Origin of the sequence: Caballeronia sp. LZ033, assembly GCF_031451265.1 — a bacterium.
GTDB lineage: Bacteria > Pseudomonadota > Gammaproteobacteria > Burkholderiales > Burkholderiaceae > Caballeronia.
The window spans coordinates 2,884,113-2,901,251 of record NZ_JARUXQ010000001.1 but is presented as its reverse complement, the minus strand read 5'-3'; the positions used below and the strand labels follow the sequence as shown (position 1 = coordinate 2,901,251).

16 protein-coding genes are annotated in these 17,139 nt (G+C 63.7%); 7 read left to right on the top strand and 9 right to left on the bottom strand.

Annotated elements, in window-relative coordinates:
* Positions 1 to 219 precede the first annotated feature (219 nt).
* The gene (locus tag QCE62_RS13495; protein ID WP_309918714.1) at positions 220 to 1,854 is read left to right on the top strand and encodes an NAD(P)/FAD-dependent oxidoreductase; all 1,635 of its coding nucleotides are present in this window, start codon (positions 220 to 222) and stop codon (positions 1,852 to 1,854) included.
* Between the two features lie 5 nt (positions 1,855 to 1,859).
* Here the strand turns inward: QCE62_RS13495 and QCE62_RS13490 are convergent, their stop codons facing one another.
* The 3 genes from QCE62_RS13490 to QCE62_RS13480 all read right to left on the bottom strand — a co-directional run bounded on the left by QCE62_RS13490 (position 1,860) and on the right by QCE62_RS13480 (position 5,921).
* A complete protein-coding gene (locus QCE62_RS13490) occupies positions 1,860 to 3,401 on the bottom strand; it encodes an altronate dehydratase family protein (RefSeq protein WP_309918711.1) in 1,542 nt (513 codons plus the stop codon).
* Between the two features lie 11 nt (positions 3,402 to 3,412).
* A complete protein-coding gene (locus QCE62_RS13485; protein WP_309810161.1) occupies positions 3,413 to 4,696 on the bottom strand; it encodes an MFS transporter in 1,284 nt (427 codons plus the stop codon).
* Between the two features lie 100 nt (positions 4,697 to 4,796).
* Positions 4,797 to 5,921, bottom strand: coding sequence for a mannitol dehydrogenase family protein (locus QCE62_RS13480; RefSeq protein ID WP_309918708.1), 1,125 nt, complete (start codon positions 5,919 to 5,921; stop codon positions 4,797 to 4,799).
* A gap of 253 nt (positions 5,922 to 6,174) precedes the next feature.
* Here QCE62_RS13480 and QCE62_RS13475 point away from each other — a divergent pair, with 253 nt between their 5' ends.
* Positions 6,175 to 6,873: a FadR/GntR family transcriptional regulator gene (locus tag QCE62_RS13475; protein ID WP_309810157.1), complete on the top strand. Its 699-nt coding sequence runs from the start codon at positions 6,175 to 6,177 to the stop codon at positions 6,871 to 6,873.
* 60 nt (positions 6,874 to 6,933) lie between these two features.
* On the opposite strand, the gene QCE62_RS13470 is transcribed toward QCE62_RS13475, so the two are convergent.
* Complete coding sequence (locus QCE62_RS13470; RefSeq protein ID WP_309810154.1) at positions 6,934 to 7,254, bottom strand: DNA-binding protein; 321 nt, start codon at positions 7,252 to 7,254, stop codon at positions 6,934 to 6,936.
* A 387-nt stretch (positions 7,255 to 7,641) separates the two neighbouring features.
* Here QCE62_RS13470 and QCE62_RS13465 point away from each other — a divergent pair, with 387 nt between their 5' ends.
* Positions 7,642 to 8,517 carry an SAM-dependent methyltransferase gene (locus QCE62_RS13465; protein WP_309919844.1) on the top strand — a complete coding sequence of 292 codons (876 nt, stop codon included), beginning with the start codon at positions 7,642 to 7,644 and terminating at the stop codon, positions 8,515 to 8,517.
* Here the strand turns inward: QCE62_RS13465 and QCE62_RS13460 are convergent, their stop codons facing one another.
* Together QCE62_RS13460 and QCE62_RS13455 are read right to left on the bottom strand one after the other, a co-directional pair.
* Entirely contained in the window at positions 8,518 to 9,075 is a 558-nt protein-coding gene (locus QCE62_RS13460; protein ID WP_309918705.1) for a DUF1415 domain-containing protein, read from the bottom strand. It abuts the gene before it with no gap.
* The gene (locus QCE62_RS13455) at positions 9,072 to 9,719 is read right to left on the bottom strand and encodes a TetR/AcrR family transcriptional regulator (protein ID WP_309918702.1); all 648 of its coding nucleotides are present in this window, start codon (positions 9,717 to 9,719) and stop codon (positions 9,072 to 9,074) included. Before QCE62_RS13455 ends, QCE62_RS13460 begins: the two co-directional genes overlap by 4 nt.
* A gap of 138 nt (positions 9,720 to 9,857) precedes the next feature.
* On the opposite strand from QCE62_RS13455, the gene QCE62_RS13450 reads away from it, so the two are divergent.
* Positions 9,858 to 11,141 carry an MFS transporter gene (locus tag QCE62_RS13450; protein WP_309918699.1) on the top strand — a complete coding sequence of 428 codons (1,284 nt, stop codon included), beginning with the start codon at positions 9,858 to 9,860 and terminating at the stop codon, positions 11,139 to 11,141.
* An 80-nt stretch (positions 11,142 to 11,221) separates the two neighbouring features.
* Positions 11,222 to 11,818 carry a nitroreductase family protein gene (locus tag QCE62_RS13445; RefSeq protein WP_309918696.1) on the top strand — a complete coding sequence of 199 codons (597 nt, stop codon included), beginning with the start codon at positions 11,222 to 11,224 and terminating at the stop codon, positions 11,816 to 11,818.
* 13 nt (positions 11,819 to 11,831) lie between these two features.
* Here QCE62_RS13445 and QCE62_RS13440 read toward each other — a convergent pair whose 3' ends face one another.
* Entirely contained in the window at positions 11,832 to 13,295 is a 1,464-nt protein-coding gene (locus QCE62_RS13440) for an MFS transporter (RefSeq protein ID WP_309918693.1), read from the bottom strand.
* Positions 13,296 to 13,383: 88 nt separating this feature from the next.
* Entirely contained in the window at positions 13,384 to 13,623 is a 240-nt protein-coding gene (locus QCE62_RS13435) for a hypothetical protein (RefSeq protein WP_309919897.1), read from the bottom strand.
* Between QCE62_RS13435 and QCE62_RS13430 the strand changes: the two genes are divergently transcribed.
* On the top strand, positions 13,514 to 14,764 hold the full coding sequence (locus QCE62_RS13430; RefSeq protein ID WP_309918690.1) for an Hsp70 family protein: 1,251 nt from the start codon (positions 13,514 to 13,516) through the stop codon (positions 14,762 to 14,764). The genes QCE62_RS13435 and QCE62_RS13430 overlap by 110 nt on opposite strands.
* 69 nt (positions 14,765 to 14,833) lie before the next feature.
* On the opposite strand, the gene QCE62_RS13425 is transcribed toward QCE62_RS13430, so the two are convergent.
* Positions 14,834 to 15,037 carry a cold-shock protein gene (locus QCE62_RS13425; protein WP_309810134.1) on the bottom strand — a complete coding sequence of 68 codons (204 nt, stop codon included), beginning with the start codon at positions 15,035 to 15,037 and terminating at the stop codon, positions 14,834 to 14,836.
* Positions 15,038 to 15,506: 469 nt separating this feature from the next.
* Here QCE62_RS13425 and QCE62_RS13420 point away from each other — a divergent pair, with 469 nt between their 5' ends.
* Complete coding sequence (locus QCE62_RS13420) at positions 15,507 to 17,099, top strand: APC family permease (protein ID WP_309918687.1); 1,593 nt, start codon at positions 15,507 to 15,509, stop codon at positions 17,097 to 17,099.
* Positions 17,100 to 17,139: the final 40 nt, after the last annotated feature.

Sequence of the window (17,139 nt, the reverse complement as noted above, 5' to 3'; positions counted from 1 at the left end):
TAGTGCGGATCACCCGTGTGAAAGTAGGTAATCGTCAGGCTCCTCATGCTCCAAACAAAAACCCCACCCCACAAAGGTGGGGTTTTTGCGTTTCAGGGCGCCACAGCGCGCGCAGCTCCGTGGCTTCGACCATAACGCGCCGATCGGAAACAAATCAAAACCCCCGCGCGCTAGAATTTCTCTTTTGTATCCGCCAAGGCAAATGCCTACCGAGTTCCCATGCTACGTCTAAGCGAAATCAAGCTCCCGCTCGATCATCCCGAGTCTGCGATTGAAGCTGCGGTCGTCGCTCGTCTCGACGAGATCGGCGTATCGGCCAAAGGACTCGTGCATTTCCACGTGTATCGCCGGGCGCACGACGCGCGCAAGCGTGCAGACATCAAGCTCACGTACATCATCGATGTCGAATTGCAGGACGAAGCGCCCGTCCTGAAGCGTCTCGAAATGCGGCCGCTTCCGCACTGCGGTGCTACGCCAGACATGGCCTATCACTTCGTCGCGAAAGCACCGGCGGAATCGACGCAACTTAGGCCCGTCGTGATCGGCATGGGTCCTTGTGGATTGTTTGCCGGCTTGATCCTGGCCCAAATGGGTTTTCGTCCAATCATCCTCGAGCGTGGCAAAGCCGTTCGCGAGCGCACCAAGGACACATGGGGTCTGTGGCGGCGTAACGAGCTCAATCCCGAGTCGAATGTGCAATTCGGCGAAGGCGGCGCCGGCACGTTCTCCGACGGCAAGCTCTACAGCCAGATCAAGGATCCGAAACACTACGGCCGCAAGGTGCTCGACGAATTCGTCAAAGCCGGCGCGCCCGAAGACATCCTGTATTTGAGCCGGCCGCACATCGGCACGTTCAGGCTCGTCAGCATGGTCGAAAAGATGCGCGCGGAGATTCATCAACTAGGCGGAGAAGTCCGATTCCAGCAGCGCGTCGAGGATATCGAGATCGAAGGCGGCAAGGTACGCGGTCTGCGTCTCTCGTCCGGCGAGACGCTGCGATGCGATCACGTCGTGCTCGCGATCGGCCACAGCGCCCGCGATACCTTCCAGATGCTGCATGACCGCGGCGTCTACATGGAAGCGAAGCCGTTTTCACTCGGGTTCCGTATCGAGCATCCGCAAGGTGTGATCGATCGCAGCCGCTTCGGCAAGTTCGCCGGACACGAGAAACTGGGCGCCGCCGACTACAAGGTCGTCCACCACGCCAGCAACGGCCGCGCGGTCTACAGCTTCTGCATGTGCCCGGGCGGAACGGTGGTCGCGGCGACGTCGGAGCCTGGGCGCGTCGTGACGAACGGCATGAGCCAGTACTCGCGCGCCGAACGCAACGCCAATGCGGGCATCGTCGTCGGCATTACGCCGGATGATTATCCGGGCGGGCCGCTCGCCGGCATCGACTTCCAGCGCAAGTGGGAAGAGCGCGCCTTCGAACTGGGCGGTCACGATTACTGCGCGCCAGGCCAGCTGGTGGGCGACTTCATCGCCGGGCGGCCCTCGACGTCGCTCGGTTCGGTGACGCCGTCATACAAGCCGGGCGTCAAGCCGACCGACCTGAGCACCGCGCTTCCCGACTACGTGATCGAAGCGATCCGCGAAGCCCTGCCCGAACTCGACAAGAAGATCAAAGGTTTCGCCATGCACGATGCCGTGCTGACGGGCGTTGAGACGCGCACGTCGTCGCCGTTGCGGCTGCGTCGGAAGGATGATTATCAGAGCGTCAACGTCGAAGGACTGTATCCGGCGGGCGAGGGCGCCGGTTATGCGGGCGGCATCTATTCCGCGGCGATCGATGGCATCGAGGTCGCGGAAGCGCTCGCCCTGAAGATGATGGCTGAGCACGCCGCGACCGCTTGAGGCAATCAAGTCACCACACCCACCTGCCAGGGCACGAACTCGCTTTGCCCATAGCCGTGCAGTTCACTCTTCGACGCCACGCCTGACGCGCAGTCGAGCATCATCTGGAAAATCTGTTCGCCGAGTTGATCGATGGTCGCGCTGCCGTCGATCACGCCGCCGCAGTTGATGTCCATGTCCTCCTCCTGCCGCTCCCACAGCGCGGTATTGGTCGCGAGCTTGAGCGAGGGCGAGGGCGCGCAGCCGTAGGCGGAGCCGCGCCCGGTCGTGAAGCAGATCAGATTCGCGCCGGACGCGACCTGACCAGTGGCCGACATCGGATCGTAGCCGGGCGAATCCATGAACACGAAGCCCTTCGCGTCGATGCGCTGCGCATACTCGTAGACCTCGACGAGATTCGTCGTGCCGCCCTTCGCGACCGCGCCCAGCGATTTTTCGAGAATGGTCGTCAATCCGCCGACCTTGTTGCCGGCCGAAGGATTGTTGTCCATCGCGGCGCCGTTACGGGCACAGTAATCCTCCCACCATTTGATGCGCGCGAGCAGCTTTTCGCCGACCTCACGCGTGACGGCCCGTCGCGTCAACAGGTGCTCGGCGCCATACACTTCCGGCGTTTCCGAGAGAATTGCGGTGCCGCCGTGCGCGACGAGCTTGTCCACTGCCGCGCCCAGCGCCGGATTCGCCGAAATGCCCGAATAGCCGTCCGATCCGCCGCACTGCAGGCCAACGATCAGATGCGCCGCCGGAACCGGCTCGCGCGTGACACGATTTGCCTCCGCCAGCATGTCCTTCACCATCGCGATGCCGCGCTCGATCGTCTTCCGCGTGCCGCCGCTGTCCTGAATGGTGAAGCTGCGCAGTTTCTCGCCGTCCTTGAGCCCGCTCGATTCGAGCACGCCCGAAATCTGGTTCGTCTCACAGCCCAGGCCGACGAACAATACCGAGTAGAAATTCGGATGCACCGCGTAACCCGCGAGCGTGCGGCGCAGGATGCCGAGCCCGTCGCCTTTCATGTCGATGCCGCATCCCAGCCCGTGCGTCAGCGCAATCACGCCGTCCACGTTCGGATAATCCGCCAGCGCTTCCGGATGAACGTCGCGCCGGAAATGATCGGCGATGGCCCGCGCGACCGTCGCCGAACAATTCACGCTCGTCAGCACGCCGACGAAATTGCGCGTCGCCACCCGGCCGTCGTCGCGGCGGATGCCCATGAATGTGGCGGGCGCGTCGACGAAGGGCGTCGGATGGAGATCGACGCCGAATTCGTGTTCGCGCGTGAAATCGGCCATCGAGAGATTCTGGGTGTGGACATGCTGACCGCGCGCAATCGCTTCACGCGCCACGCCAATGATCTGGTTGTAGCGCTTGACCGGCTCGCCGGCGGCGATGTCGCGGGTGGCGATCTTGTGTCCCGGCGGAATCAGCCCGGCGACGACGAGATCTTCAGATGCGATGCGCGCGCCTGAAACCAGCTGACGCGTCGCGATCACGACGTCGTCTTTCGGATGCAGCCGGATGACGGCATGGTCGTTGAGTGGGGTGGACATGGTTTATGTTCTCAGACCGTGGAGGGGGCGTGGCTGTCGCGCCGCGCCTGTTCTTCTTCGGCGCGATTGAGCGGTTCGATCTTGCCGACAATCACAAGATAGCTGAATGCGCCCAGGAAGCAGAAGCCGCCCGCGACGCACAGCGGAATCACGAACGAGCCCTTGGTGATGGCGAGCATCACGCCGGTGAAGGTCGTGATGACGATGCCCGCCAGATTCGACGCGAAATTCTGGATGCCGCCGATGGACGCGACGTGATCCGGCGTCGGTGCGACGTCGCTCGGCAACGACCAGATGCTGGCCGCGGCGAACGCGAGGCTGGCGTAGGCGATGCCGAAGAACGCGAGCATCAGGTAGATGTTCTCGACGAACGCGCAGAGCGTGATGACCGAGGACAGCAGCATGCCGCCGACCATGCAGGTCTTGCGCGCGGCGGTGAGGCTCCAGCCGCGCTTGAACAGCGCGTCGGAGACCCAGCCGCCGAACCAGCCGCCCGGAATCGACATCAGCGCGGGAATGGTGCCGAGCGTGCCGAGCGACTTGAGCGAGAAGCCGTGTGCCTGGACGAGATAGCTCGGAAACCAGGTGATGAAGAAGTAGATCACGAAGTTCAGGCAGAAGAAGCCCAGCATCATGCCCCACAGCGTGCGGTACTTGAACAGCGACGCCCACGACACCTTGTTGCGCGGCGCGACCGGCACCGGCGCGACATCGGTTTCACCGGTCAGGTCGCCGCGCGACTTGTTCCGGTAGATCACGAACCAGCCGAGAATCCACGCGAAACCGATCACGCCGGTAATGACAAACGACGCTTCCCAGCCGAACGTGCTGATGATCAGCGCGACGACCGGAATCGACAGCGCGGAGCCGACGCGCGAGCCGCTGTCGAAGATGCTGGTGGCGAACGCGCGCTGTTCCTTCCTGAACCATTGCGACACGAGTTTCGCGCACGACGGATACGCGCCCGCCTCGCCGATGCCGAGCATCAGGCGGCAGCCGAACATGCCGGCGACGCTCGTCGCGACGGCCGTCAATGCCGTGAAGACCGACCACCACCCGACCGCCAGCGGCAGCGCGATGCGCGCGCCGACGCGATCGACGAACCAGCCGAAGGGCATCTGCATCAGCGCGTAGCTCCAGAAGAAGCCGCTCAGGATGAAGCCCATTTCGGCGGGACCGATGTTGAGCGCCTTCTCGATCTGCGGCGCCGCGACGGCGAGGTTGGCGCGATCGATGTAATTGATCGCGATGGCCAGAAAGGCGAGAAAAATCACTACCCAACGCATTTTGCGCATTGCTTGTCTCCTCCGTGATGGGGCGGCACTTTTAATGTCTGATGACGTCGCCGCAATGCCGGCGCGGCGCGTCGTGATTCGAAAAGGGTCGTTCCGCTCTTCAGGCGGATTCGAGGGCGTCGCGCAGACGCTTCTGCGCGAGATCGAGCTTGAGTTCGCGCGCCAGATCGATCACCGGCTGAAAGCGGCGTTGCTTCTTTTCGCCGTGGTTCCGCGCGATGTCGGCGAGCCGGTGTACCAGGAACGGGTTCTCGAAACGGTCGCGCACGCTCGCCACATAGTCCGTGGCGACGTCGCGTTGTCCGAGCGCCGCGAAAACCGGCAGCACTTCATCGCGCCAGGTCGCTTCGAGCGGATCGCGGAAGGCGGCGTCGCGCATGGCGTCGAGGACGGTCATGTCGGCTGCGGCGTCGCGCGTGCGCCAGATTTGCGCGAGCATCGTGTGGCCGAGATTCAGCAGGAAGAGCTTGAGGCGCTCGTAGTGGGCGAGGTCGTCGGTGATCACGATGTCCTCGTGCTCGCACGGCAGCACCATGCCCGCCCGGCGCTCGATCGCCCACAGCGCGTACGGCTCGGCGATCGCGCCCACCGGCGGGATCGGCTCCGACACGATGCGGTCCACGAGCGAATTCACCCACACGCAGTCGTTCGTCAGATAGTCGATGTAGGCCGCACTCAAGTCCCAGCCGCGCGCCACGCCGATCACCAGATCGCGCAGCGTGTCGCCATTGCGGGACACCAGTTCGCAGGGCAGCAGCGTGATCGGCGCGGCTCCGGCGGCGAAGCGCGCGTGCAGCAGCACCGCGAGCTTCGCCGCGAAACCGCGCGGCGCGCGCGGGCTGTCGAGCAGGTCGCGCGTGTCCTCGTCGAAGAGGGCGTAGCCGGCATCCGCCGTGTTCGAGACGATGACCTTCACCTCTCGCTCAATGCGCGTCCTGAGCAGCGGCCAGTCCTCGTCCGCATGCAGCGCTTCGCCGATGGCATCGCACTCGATGGTTGCGTCGATGGTCTCGTCCCGCCGGCGGCCGCGAATCCGCACCGGATAGCGGCCCGTTTTTTTCAGCGCCTCGATGCGGGCACGGCTGTCCGCGCTGGAGGTCGTCTGCACGACCGTGATCTTGCCGAGCGCTTTTGCCGGATCGCGCCGCGCCGCTTCGGCGACGAAGAAATCCACGTGCGCCTGCAAGAATCGGCTCGTGCCGAACTGGAGAATGGGGTGGCTCATGAATATGCGGGGCCGTTCTGACCGTCGGCGCGAGCGCTCGTCGGTCGTTTATCGAGGTGGGAACGGTTCCAGATCGCCGGAAAAAAAAGTGGCCAACCTGGCCTTACCGGATTGCATACTAGTGGCTCGAAATGGAATTGGTCAAGCCACTTGAAGGCGGCCGGTTCGAGGGTGAGCGCGGTTTTACGGTGCTCGTCCCCTTCGGCTGATTACAATCCACGTTTTCCCCGACTCGAAAGCAGGAGCCCAGTACGTGAGCGTGAAACCTCCCGAGACGCGCCGCCTTTATCTCCAGATCGCCGACAAGTTGCGCGGGTTGATCGAGCAGCAGGATTTCGCGCCGAATGGCCGCCTGCCATCCGAGCGCGAGCTCGCGCAGCGGCTCGGCGTATCGCGGCCATCGGTGCGCGAGGCGCTGGTCGCGCTCGAACTGGAAGGGCGTGTCGAGATCCGCATGGGATCGGGGGTGTATATCGTCGCCGCGCCGGTCGCCAAGCCTCCGGCCACCGAGACGGAGCTCGGCGAAAGCCCGATCGAGATCATGAACGCGCGCAGCGTGATCGAAGGCGCGATTGCCGCGAGCGTGGCGCCGTTCGTCAAGCCGAAGGCGTTGAAGGCGCTGCGCGCGCTGTACGAATCGATGGCGCGCGAAGTCGCGAACGGCCAGGTGCCGATGGCCGCCGATCGCGCGTTCCACATTGCGATCGCGCAGATGGCCGGCAACGACGTGCTGGTGCGCACGGTCGGCAGTCTGTACGACGAACGACATAGTCCGTTGTCATCGACCTTGCGTGGGCACTTCGAAGGGGAGGAAACGTGGCTCGCCGCACTGGGCGAGCATCGGGAGATTCTGGAAGCGCTTGAAGCGCGCGACGCCGTACAGGCGCAGGCCGCGATGCAGCGGCACATGCGTCAGTCGGCGGCGCGGCTGATGACGAGACGCAAGGGCTGAAGCCGGTACGGGTCCGCGACGCGCACCGGATTCAGCGAGCCGTGATGCCCGGCTCGCCGTTCAACCCGGATAGGCTTCATCGACTTTCAGACCAGCCAGCTTGAAGATGACGCGCAGCGTCTGCGGCGCGATTTCGCGGCGCGAGGCCAGCGTCGTCAGGACAAAGTCCATGACCTTCGCGTACTTCAGCATGGTCAGGCAGCTTTCGATATCAGTGGAGCCGTCGCGCATCGATTCGGCCAGGCGCAACATCTCCACGGAAATCTCTCGGGCCATCTCCAGTTCGAGTTGCTGCTTCTCGCTCCACGCGGGCATCGCCGTCAATGCTGCGAGCATGTCCTGGAACTGCTTCTCTGCTTTCTTGTCGGGGATCGCGTCCATCGCCGTCCTCTCATGTTCGTGGCGCCGGCGAGTCGCATCGCCGCGCTGTGCGTTTAGGTGTTACGTAACAAAGCCGGGTGCGGTGACATCGCGGCGCGTGTCGAAGCGTGGCCTGCCAGCTTGCTGCTCCTGCGTGCCGCACCGGTACGCGATGCGGCGCCGCGCTGTGTGTCGTCTCTTCCAATGGCCTCATTGTCGGACGGTGCACAATCTGTTCCATGCGTTCTGCCGCTACGCATTAGCCAATCAGCCAATCAGCCGATGGCTGGAACACAGAGCGTCTTTGCGCTTTTGGGTAAACTTCCCCTTTTCAGGCGTGAGTACCAGCGGTTAGCGCACATTCAGCGCAAACACGCTCCGCCTTATTTTTTTCGACAGACCTTCACGATGACCAGGAAGTCCCCCGCGCCGGGTTCGGAGAGCCCCGATCCCTCCGCCAAACACGAGATCCGTCCCGGACAGTCGATCGAACTGCTGAAGGAACTCCATATCCTCACGCGCGACGGCAAGATGAATCAGGACAGCCGCCGCAAACTGAAGCAGGTCTACCACCTCTATCAGTTCATCGAACCGCTGCTCGCCGACGTGCATGCGCGCCAGGGAGCGGTATCGCTCGTGGATCACGGCGCGGGCAAGTCTTATCTCGGGTTCATTCTCTACGATCTGTTCTTCAAGACTCTGCGCGATCGGTCACACATCTTTGGAATCGAGACGCGTGAAGAACTGGTGAAAAAGTCAGAGGAATTGGCGGCCCGACTCGGGTTTACCGGGATGTCGTTCCTGAATCTGTCGGTGGCCGAATCAATGCATTCCGACCGCTTGCCGGCTTCGGTTGATGTCGTCACCGCGCTGCACGCATGCAATACCGCCACCGACGACGCCATCCAGTTCGCTCTGCAGAGGAAGGCGAAGTACATCGTGGTCGTGCCGTGCTGTCAGGCGGAAGTGGCCTCGGTGCTGCGCAAGAACAAGGGGCACTCACTCGCGAAGAACGTGCTGACGGAAATGTGGCGGCATCCGCTGCACACGCGCGAATTCGGGAGTCAGATCACCAACGTTCTGCGCTGCCTGCAACTCGAATCGCACGGTTATCAGGTGAGCGTGACGGAACTCGTCGGCTGGGAGCACTCGATGAAGAACGAGTTGATCGTCGCGCAGTTCAAGGACTTGCCGCGCGGGCGGCCGGCGCAACGGCTGTCGGAAGTGCTCGAAACGCTCGGACTGGATGAGTTGCGCGAGCGTTTTTTCACGCCCGCGCATTGATCAGCTTTTATCGTTCATCCACGCATTGAGGCCGTCGGGGCCGAGGCGGCGCAGGGTGTCGATGTTGCGTTCGTAGATATCCGAGGCATCGGGAAAGGCCGCCACCGCGCGGTCGATGCTGGCCTCGCGCAGCAAGTGAAAGATCGGATAGGGCGCGCGGTTCGTGTAGTTGTCGATGTCGTCCGGCTCGCTGCCTTCGAACTGATAGTGCGGATGGAAACTCGCGATCTGCACTTCGCCCGCGAGTCCCATGTCGCCGAGCAGACGGTCGGCAAAGAACAGGGCGTCGTTGTACTCGGCGAAATCAGCGAAAGCGTGGGGCGTGATGAACAACGTCGTGTCGACGACATCCGGATCCGTCTCCTTCAGCAAGCGAAGCTCTTCGGCCAGTTCCACGACGAGGTCGTCCACCGCGCGCGCCTCGCTCACCACGTAGCGGATCTGTTGCTTGACATGCACGCTCTTCGCGAACGGACAGAGATTCAGTCCGATCACTGCGCGCGTGAGCCAGTGCTGCGTTGCCGCGACGACGTCTTCGGAGGAACTGCCTGGCTTCATGCGTTTTCCTGTCCGGGTTGGGCCTTGCAGGCCGCGTTGATCAATATGCGCGCGATGCGCGGCGCCGCGACCAGCGGACCGGAGCCCGGGCCGTAAGTCTGACTGCTCGCATAGACGCCCTCGACCAGCAGCGCGAGGGAATCGGCGAGTTCATGCGGCTGGGCAGCCCCCGCCGCCGTCGAGATTTCGATAAGCCGATTCATCAGATATTTTTTATTGCGCTCGACCGGCTCGCGCGCCGCGTACTCCGGATCGCCGAATTCGCATGCGACGTTCAGGAACGGACAGCCGCGATAGTCGGGTGCGGACGCGCGCTTCACCAGATCGTCGAACGCCTGGATCAGCTGCTTGACCGGCTCGCCCGGATGCTTTTCGACGCTCGCTTCGAAGCGTCCCCGAAAGCGCTCGTCCATGCGGTCGAGATACGCCACCACCAGCTCGTCCTTCGATGCGAAGCGCCGGTACAGGCTCATCTTGTTGACGCCGGCGCGCTCCACGACCGCATCGACGCCGATGGCGCGAATACCGTCGCGATAAAACAGCTCCTGCGCGGCATCCAGCAACTGTTCCTGCGCCGTCGCGCCGTCCGTGCGGACACTGCGGCGGGCAGGGCCTTTGGGTTGTTCCGCGGATGTTCGTGTCAAAGTCGCTTCCTCGTCATGCGAACTGCATGCTTGACATGTTACAGATCGGTCACTAAGCTCGCAACTCTGATGTGACAGACCGGTAACGAGTGATGTCGTCCGGGGCAAAAATCAACGGAACCACGGATTGGAGCGGCGATGAATTGGGTAGCGAGGCGGCTGAACGGCCGGATGCATTACGGATGGATCGCGGTGGGCGTGGTGTTTTTCGTGCTGCTCGCCGCGGCGGGCACGCGGGCGACGCCGAGCGTCATGATGCTGCCGCTCGAAAAGCAGTTTGGCTGGTCGCGCGGCACGATTTCGCTGGCGATCTCGATCAATCTGGCGCTGTACGGCCTCGCCGGGCCGTTCGCCGCGGCGGCGATGCAGCGCTTCGGCGTGCGCCGCACAGTATTGACCGCGTTGACCACGCTGGCGGCGGGCGTCGCGCTCTCGTCGATGATGACCGCGCCCTGGCAAATGGTGCTGGTCTGGGGCGTGATGGTGGGCAGCGCGACGGGCGTCGCCGCGCTGACGCTCTCGGCGACCATCGTCAACCGCTGGTTCACCACGCATCGCGGTCTGGCGATGGGCATTCTCACCGCCAGCTCGGCCACCGGCCAGCTCGTGTTCCTGCCGTTCCTCGCGTCGATTTCCGAGCACTACGGCTGGCGTCCTGTCGTGTTCGTCGTCGCGGGCGCGGCGGTGATCGTGCTGCCGTTCGTCGCGTGGCTCCTGCCTGAACGGCCGGCGGATCTGTCGCTGCGTCCGGTCGGCGAGAAGGCCGATCTGCCGCCCGCCGCCATTTCCGCCCCGAAGAACCCGATCAAGGTCGCGTTCAGCACGCTCGGCATGGCCAGCAAGACGCGTGATTTCTGGCTGCTGTTCTTCAGCTTCTTCGTCTGCGGTGCGAGCACGAACGGCTATGTCGGCACGCATCTGATCGCCATGTGCTCGGACTACGGCATGACGCCGGTGCAGGGCGCCAGCCTGCTCGCGGCAATGGGCATCTTCGACCTGTTCGGCACGACGCTGTCCGGTTGGCTCTCCGATCGCTTCAATGCCCGCGTGCTGCTGTTCTGGTACTACGGGCTGCGCGGGCTGTCGCTGATCTACTTGCCGTATGCGTTCGGCATCGACTTCTTCGGCCTGCCGCTGTTCGCCGTGTTCTACGGTCTCGACTGGATCGCCACCGTGCCGCCGACCGTGCGCCTCGCCACCGATGTCTACGGCAAGGAAAGCGCGCCGATCGTGTTCGGCTGGGTCGTGGCGGGACATCAGCTGGGCGCGGCGTTCGCGGCGCTCGGCGGCGGGATGCTGCGTTCGAGTCTCGGCAGCTATACGGTCGCCACGATGATTTCGGGCGGGCTGTGCCTCGTCGCGGCGGTGATCGTGCTGCGCATCAATCGCGCGGGACGTGCGATGGGCGTGGCGGCGACTTGAAGTGGTGAAATGAAGCGGCTGCGCTTGACTTGCTATCCTTGACGGCCTGCTTGTTTATCCAACCGTCTAGGACTCGAACCATGAACGCAAAACCCGCTCCGACCGATATCGACATCCACGAACTGATCGCCGGCCGCTGGAGTCCGCGCGCCTATTCCACGGAGCCGGTCGGTCGTGCGCAGCTGCATCAGGTGTTCGAAGCGGCGCGCTGGGCGCCTTCGTCGAGCAATCAGCAGCCGTGGCGTCTGATCGCGTTCGACCGTCAGCGCGACGAAGCCGCCTTTCAGCGCGCATTCGACACGCTCATGCCCGGCAACCAGAAGTGGAACGGCAACGTGCCGGTGCTGGTCTGCGTGACGGCCGCGACGCTCACGGCGAAGGGCGAGCCCAACCGCACGGCCGCCTACGACACGGGCGCGGCCGCGATGGCGCTGGTCCTGCAGGCGCACGCGCTCGGCCTGGCGGCGCATCAGATGGGCGGCTTCGACCGCGACGCGTTCCGCCAGGCGTTCTCGATTCCCGAGGATGTGCAGATCATCGCGATGGTGGCGGTCGGTCATCACGGCGATGCCAGCCAGCTCGACGAGGCGTTGCAGGAGCGTGAAGCCGCACCGCGCGTGCGCAAGGCGCTCGGCGAGACGGTGTACGAAGGCGCGTGGAGCCGCGCGTTCGAATAAATCTCGCCGTGCCTTACTGCTCGTCCGCTGCCGACAGCGGACGAGCCACGTCTTCCAGCGACTTGCGCTCCGCCGCGACGCCCCAGATGCCGGCGACGACCGCAGCCGCGATCATCAGCACCGAGCCGATCAGATAGCCCGCGAACACGGCGCCGCGCTCGTGCGTGTCGATCAGATGCCCGAACAGCGCCGGCCCGATGATGCCGCCCAGCGCCGTGCCGAACGCATAGAACACGGCAATGGCGAGCGCCCGGATTTCGAGCGGGAAGGTTTCGCTGACTGTCAGGTACGCCGAACTCGCCGCCGCCGAGGCAAAGAAGAAGATCACCATCCACGCGATGGTCTGCGTCGTCACGTTCAGCATGCCGTGCATGAACATCCAGCCGCTGATGGTCAGCAGCACGCCGGACGTCGCATACGTGAACGCGATCATGCGGCGGCGGCCGAGCACGTCGAAGAGCTTGCCGAGCAGCACCGGCCCCAGGAAATTGCCGGCGGCGAACGGCAGCACGTACCAGCCGATGTGATCGCCGGGCACGTGATAGAAGTCCGTCAGCACCAGCGCGTAGGTGAAGAATATGGCGTTGTAGAAGAACGCCTGGGCGGTCATCAGCGTGAGACCCACGAGCGAGCGGCTGCGATGCGCCTTGAAGAGCGTATGCACGACCTCGCTGAGCGGCGTGCCCTCGCGCGCGCGCAGGCGCAGCGGCTTGACGGGCGTGTCGGGAATCGTCACGCCATGCTGCCGGAAATGGGCCTCGATTTCCTCGACCACCTGCTTCGCTTCGTCCGCGCGATTGTGCGTGATGAGCCAGCGCGGGCTCTCCGGCACCCACATCCGCATGAAGAGGATCGTGAGCCCGAGCACCGCGCCGATCAGGAAGCACGCGCGCCAGCCCCAGTCGGGCGGCAGCAGGCCGGGGTCGAGCAGGACCAGCGATCCCGCCGCGCCGATGCCCGCGCCGATCCAGAACGTGCCGTTGATCGCCAGATCGGTCCAGCCGCGCAACCGGGCGGGCGTGAACTCCTGGATCGTCGAATTGATCGCGGTGTACTCGCCGCCGATGCCGGCGCCCGTGAGGAAGCGAAACAGCACGAAACTCGCGAGATCCCATGAGAACGCGGTGGCGGCGGTCGCTGCCGCATAAAGGAACAGCGTGATGAAGAACAGCTTGCGGCGGCCGAGCCGGTCCGTCAGCCAGCCGAAACCCAGCGCGCCGAGCACCGCGCCCGCGATATACGCACTGCCCGCAATGCCGACGTCGGCGTTCGAAAATTGCAGCGCCGGACTCGTCTTCAGCGCGCTGGCGACGGCGCCCGCGAGCGTTACCTCGAGTCCGTCCAGCAGCCAGGTGATGCCGAGCGCGAGCACGATCAGCGTGTGGAAGCGTCCCCAGGGCAGGCGGTCGAGGCGCCCGGGCAGATCGGTTTCGATGATGCCTGGCTGCGTGGCGTGCTCCGTCGGTCGATCGTTCAAACGGTTCTCCTCGTCATTGTTTTGCTCATGTCGCCTGTCGTACGCCGCGAAAGCGCGGAAAAACGCAGGCGGCTTTCGAACGAGCAAGTTACATTCCGCTTTTGTCGAATGAAGTCAACGGTTTAAAAATCTCCGGCCGCGGTTGATGCCTACCTGGGAACGTGTTAAAAACGCCGTCCATGTCCAACGCGGCGTCCTGGCGGACGTGGCTCAGCATCATGAATTTTTGCGCGATCGATTTCGGCACGTCGAATTCCGCCGTCGCCCTTCCGGACGGCCCCGCCATTCGACTGGCGCCCGTCGAAGGAGAGGCGACCACGTTGCCCACCGCCGTCTTCTTCAACACCGACGAAAATAACCAGGCCTACGGACGCGCCGCGCTGGAGGCGTACATCGACGGTTTCGACGGCCGCCTGATGCGCTCGATGAAGAGCATTCTCGGCTCGGCGCTCGCCGACAGCACGACGGATCTCGGCGACGGATCGGCCATCAAGTACGCCGACGTCATCACGCTGTTCTTGCAGCACCTGAAGCAGAAGGCCCAGGCGATCGCCGGCGAGCCGCTGTCGCGCGCGGTGCTCGGCCGCCCGGTGTTCTTCGTCGACGACGATCCGCGCGCCGACAACCTGGCGCAGAAGCAGCTCGAGGCGTGCGCGCATGCCGTCGGTTTGCGCGAGATCCACTTCCAGTACGAACCAATTGCCGCCGCCTTCGATTACGAAGCCGGCCTGACGCAGGAAGGGCTCGTGCTGGTCGCGGATATCGGTGGCGGTACGTCGGACTTTTCGCTGGTGCGCGTTGGTCCGGAGCGCGCTCGCGAACTCGACCGCAAGAGCGACGTGCTCGCGCATCACGGCGTGCATGTCGCCGGCACGGATTTCGACCGCCGCGTCGAACTCGCGACCGTGCTGCGCGAGCTCGGCTATCAATCGCTCGATCCGCAAGGACGGGAAGTGCCGAGCCGCATCTATTTCGATCTCTCCACGTGGCATCTGATCAACACCGTCTACACGCCCAAGCGTGTCAGCGAGCTGCAGCTGATGCGCCATCTCTACCCGGAGGTGCGTCATCATGACCGCTTGATGCGCGTTGTGGATCGCCGGCTGGGGCACGCGCTCACCGCGCATGCGGAGGAGGCGAAGATCGAAGTCGCCGCGGGCGGGGCGACGGAAATCGACATGGAAGAGGTGGAGGAAGCGTTGCGCGTCGCCTTCGACGAAACGCGCTTGATCGAGGCGGGCGCGGAGGAAACGCGGCGCATCGTGGACGCCGCGCGCGAGACCATCCGGCGTGCGGGCGTCGCGGATACGGACGTCGGCGCCGTGTATTTCACAGGCGGGACGACCGGGCTGCGGTTCCTGTCGCAGGCTTTGGCGGCGGCGTTTCCTGCTGCGCAGCCGGTGTTCGGCGATCGCCTCGCCAGCGTGGCGAAGGGCCTCGGCATCTACGCACAGCGCGTTTTCGCGTGATTCCGCCTGAACGCGCGCCGCAAATAAAAAACCCCGCGCAGGCGGGGTTTTTTACGAATCAGGCGGAACTTAGGCCGGCTTGATGTTCGCGGCTTGCTTGCCCTTCGGGCCAGTCTTCACTTCGTAGGTAACCTTCTGGTTTTCCTGAAGCGTCTTGAAGCCTTCGACACGGACTTCCGAGAAGTGCGCGAACAGATCTTCGCCGCCGCCATCCGGAGTGATGAAGCCAAAGCCCTTTGCGTCATTGAACCACTTGACGGTACCGGTTTCCATGTTACTTGTTCCAAAAAAATGATGAATAAGGCCGAAGCCCAGGGGTGCAAAAGATCAAGGAAGGGGCAATGGGGCCAACCGGAGTACCGTGATGGCGAACTCGAAAGAACCAATTCACTCGCCACTTGAAATCCTGCAAGAAGCTTTATACGGCGAAACCATTTCGCGGTCAATTAATATCCGACAACTCCAAGGGATTTTTTAACGCCATACGGATTTCAGCCGCGATGAGCGAAATCTTGTGCCGCATTGCACGAAAAAGAGGCAAAAAAAGGTGAAACTGCTCGCCCTCCGCACTGCATTCGAAAGGTGCAACCGTTAAACTACGCGACCATTTTCGAAGGGTTGCACCGGACATGCCGGGTTGGCGGGAATGATTCTGGCAACTGGTGCGGCCGCGGCCTGGCGCCGATCGAAAACCGGCCAAGCCGCAAGCAGCATGAGCGGCGCGAGACAACGGAGAAAAGAAGTGAAAAGTTCGATACAGAGAAACATCGGCCCGATGGCCCTGATGCTGACCGGTCTGGGATCCATCATCGGGTCGGGATGGCTCTTCGGGGCATGGAAGGCCGCCAAGATCGCCGGACCTGCCGCGATCGCCGCCTGGGTGATCGGCGCGGTCGTCATCCTGGCGATCGCGCTGACGTATGCCGAACTGGGCGCCATGTTTCCCGAGTCCGGCGGCATGGTGCGCTACGCCCGCTATTCGCATGGCGCGCTGGTGGGTTTCGTCAGCGCGTGGGCGAACTGGATCGCGATCGTTTCGGTGATTCCGATCGAAGCCGAAGCCTCCATCCAGTACATGAGCACCTGGCCCTACGAATGGGCGCATGCACTGTTCGTCAACGAGTCGCTGACGCCGACCGGCATTGGTCTCTCGGCGTTGCTCGTGATCATCTACTTCATGCTGAACTACTGGGGCGTGAAGGTGTTCGCCCGTGCGAACTCGCTGATCACGGTCTTCAAGTTCCTCATCCCGGGCGCGACCATCGCGGGGCTGATCTTCGCCGGATTCCACCCGGAGAACTTCGGCACGTCGTCGACTTTCGCGCCTTATGGCTGGCCCGCGGTGCTGACCGCCGTCGCGACCAGCGGCATCGTGTTCAGCTTCAACGGTTTCCAGAGCCCGGTGAACCTCGCCGGCGAGGCACGCAACCCGGCGCGCAGCGTGCCGTTCGCGGTGATCGGCTCGATCCTGCTCGCGCTCGTGATCTACGTGCTGCTGCAGATCGCGTATATCGGCGCGGTGAATCCCGCTGATGCCGCGAAGGGCTGGGCGCATTTCAACTTCGCGTCGCCGTTTGCGGAACTGGCGCTGGCGCTCAACCTGAACTGGCTTGCCATCCTCCTGTATGTGGACGCCTTCGTCAGCCCGAGCGGCACCGGCACGACCTACATGGCGACGACCACCCGCATGATCTACGCGATGGAGCGCAACGGCACGATGCCGAAGATCTTCGGCAACGTGCATCCGTTTTACGGCGTGCCGCGTCCGGCGATGTGGTTCAACCTGTTCGTCGCGTTCATCTTCATGTTCTTTTTCCGTGGGTGGAGCTCGCTGGCCGCGGTGATTTCGGTGGCGACGGTGATCTCGTATCTGACGGGCCCGGTGAGCCTGATGGCGCTGCGCCGCGCGGCTCCGGACCTCGAGCGTCCGCTCAAGCTGCCGATGATGGGCGTGGTCGCGCCGTTCGCGTTCGTGTGCGCGTCGCTGGTGCTGTTCTGGGCGAAGTGGCCGCTCACCGGCGAAATCATTCTGCTGATGGTCGTCGCGCTGCCGGTGTACTTCTACTTCCAGGCCAAGGCGGGCTTCGCCGGCTGGGGACGCGATCTCAAGGCTGCGTGGTGGCTGGTGGCGTATCTGCCGTGCATGGCGGTGATGTCGCTGATCGGCAGCAGGGATTTTGGGGGTAGTGGATTGCTGCCGTACGGCTGGGATATGGCCGCAGTCGCTGTGCTGGCGCTGGTGTTCTACTACTGGGGCGTGCACACCGGATATCGCACCGCGTATCTCGACGAGCGCGAAAGCCGCGACGACGTCCTTCACGAAGTCGGCGCCTGAGCGTTCCGGCATCTTGTAGCGAGACAGAAAACCGCCTGAG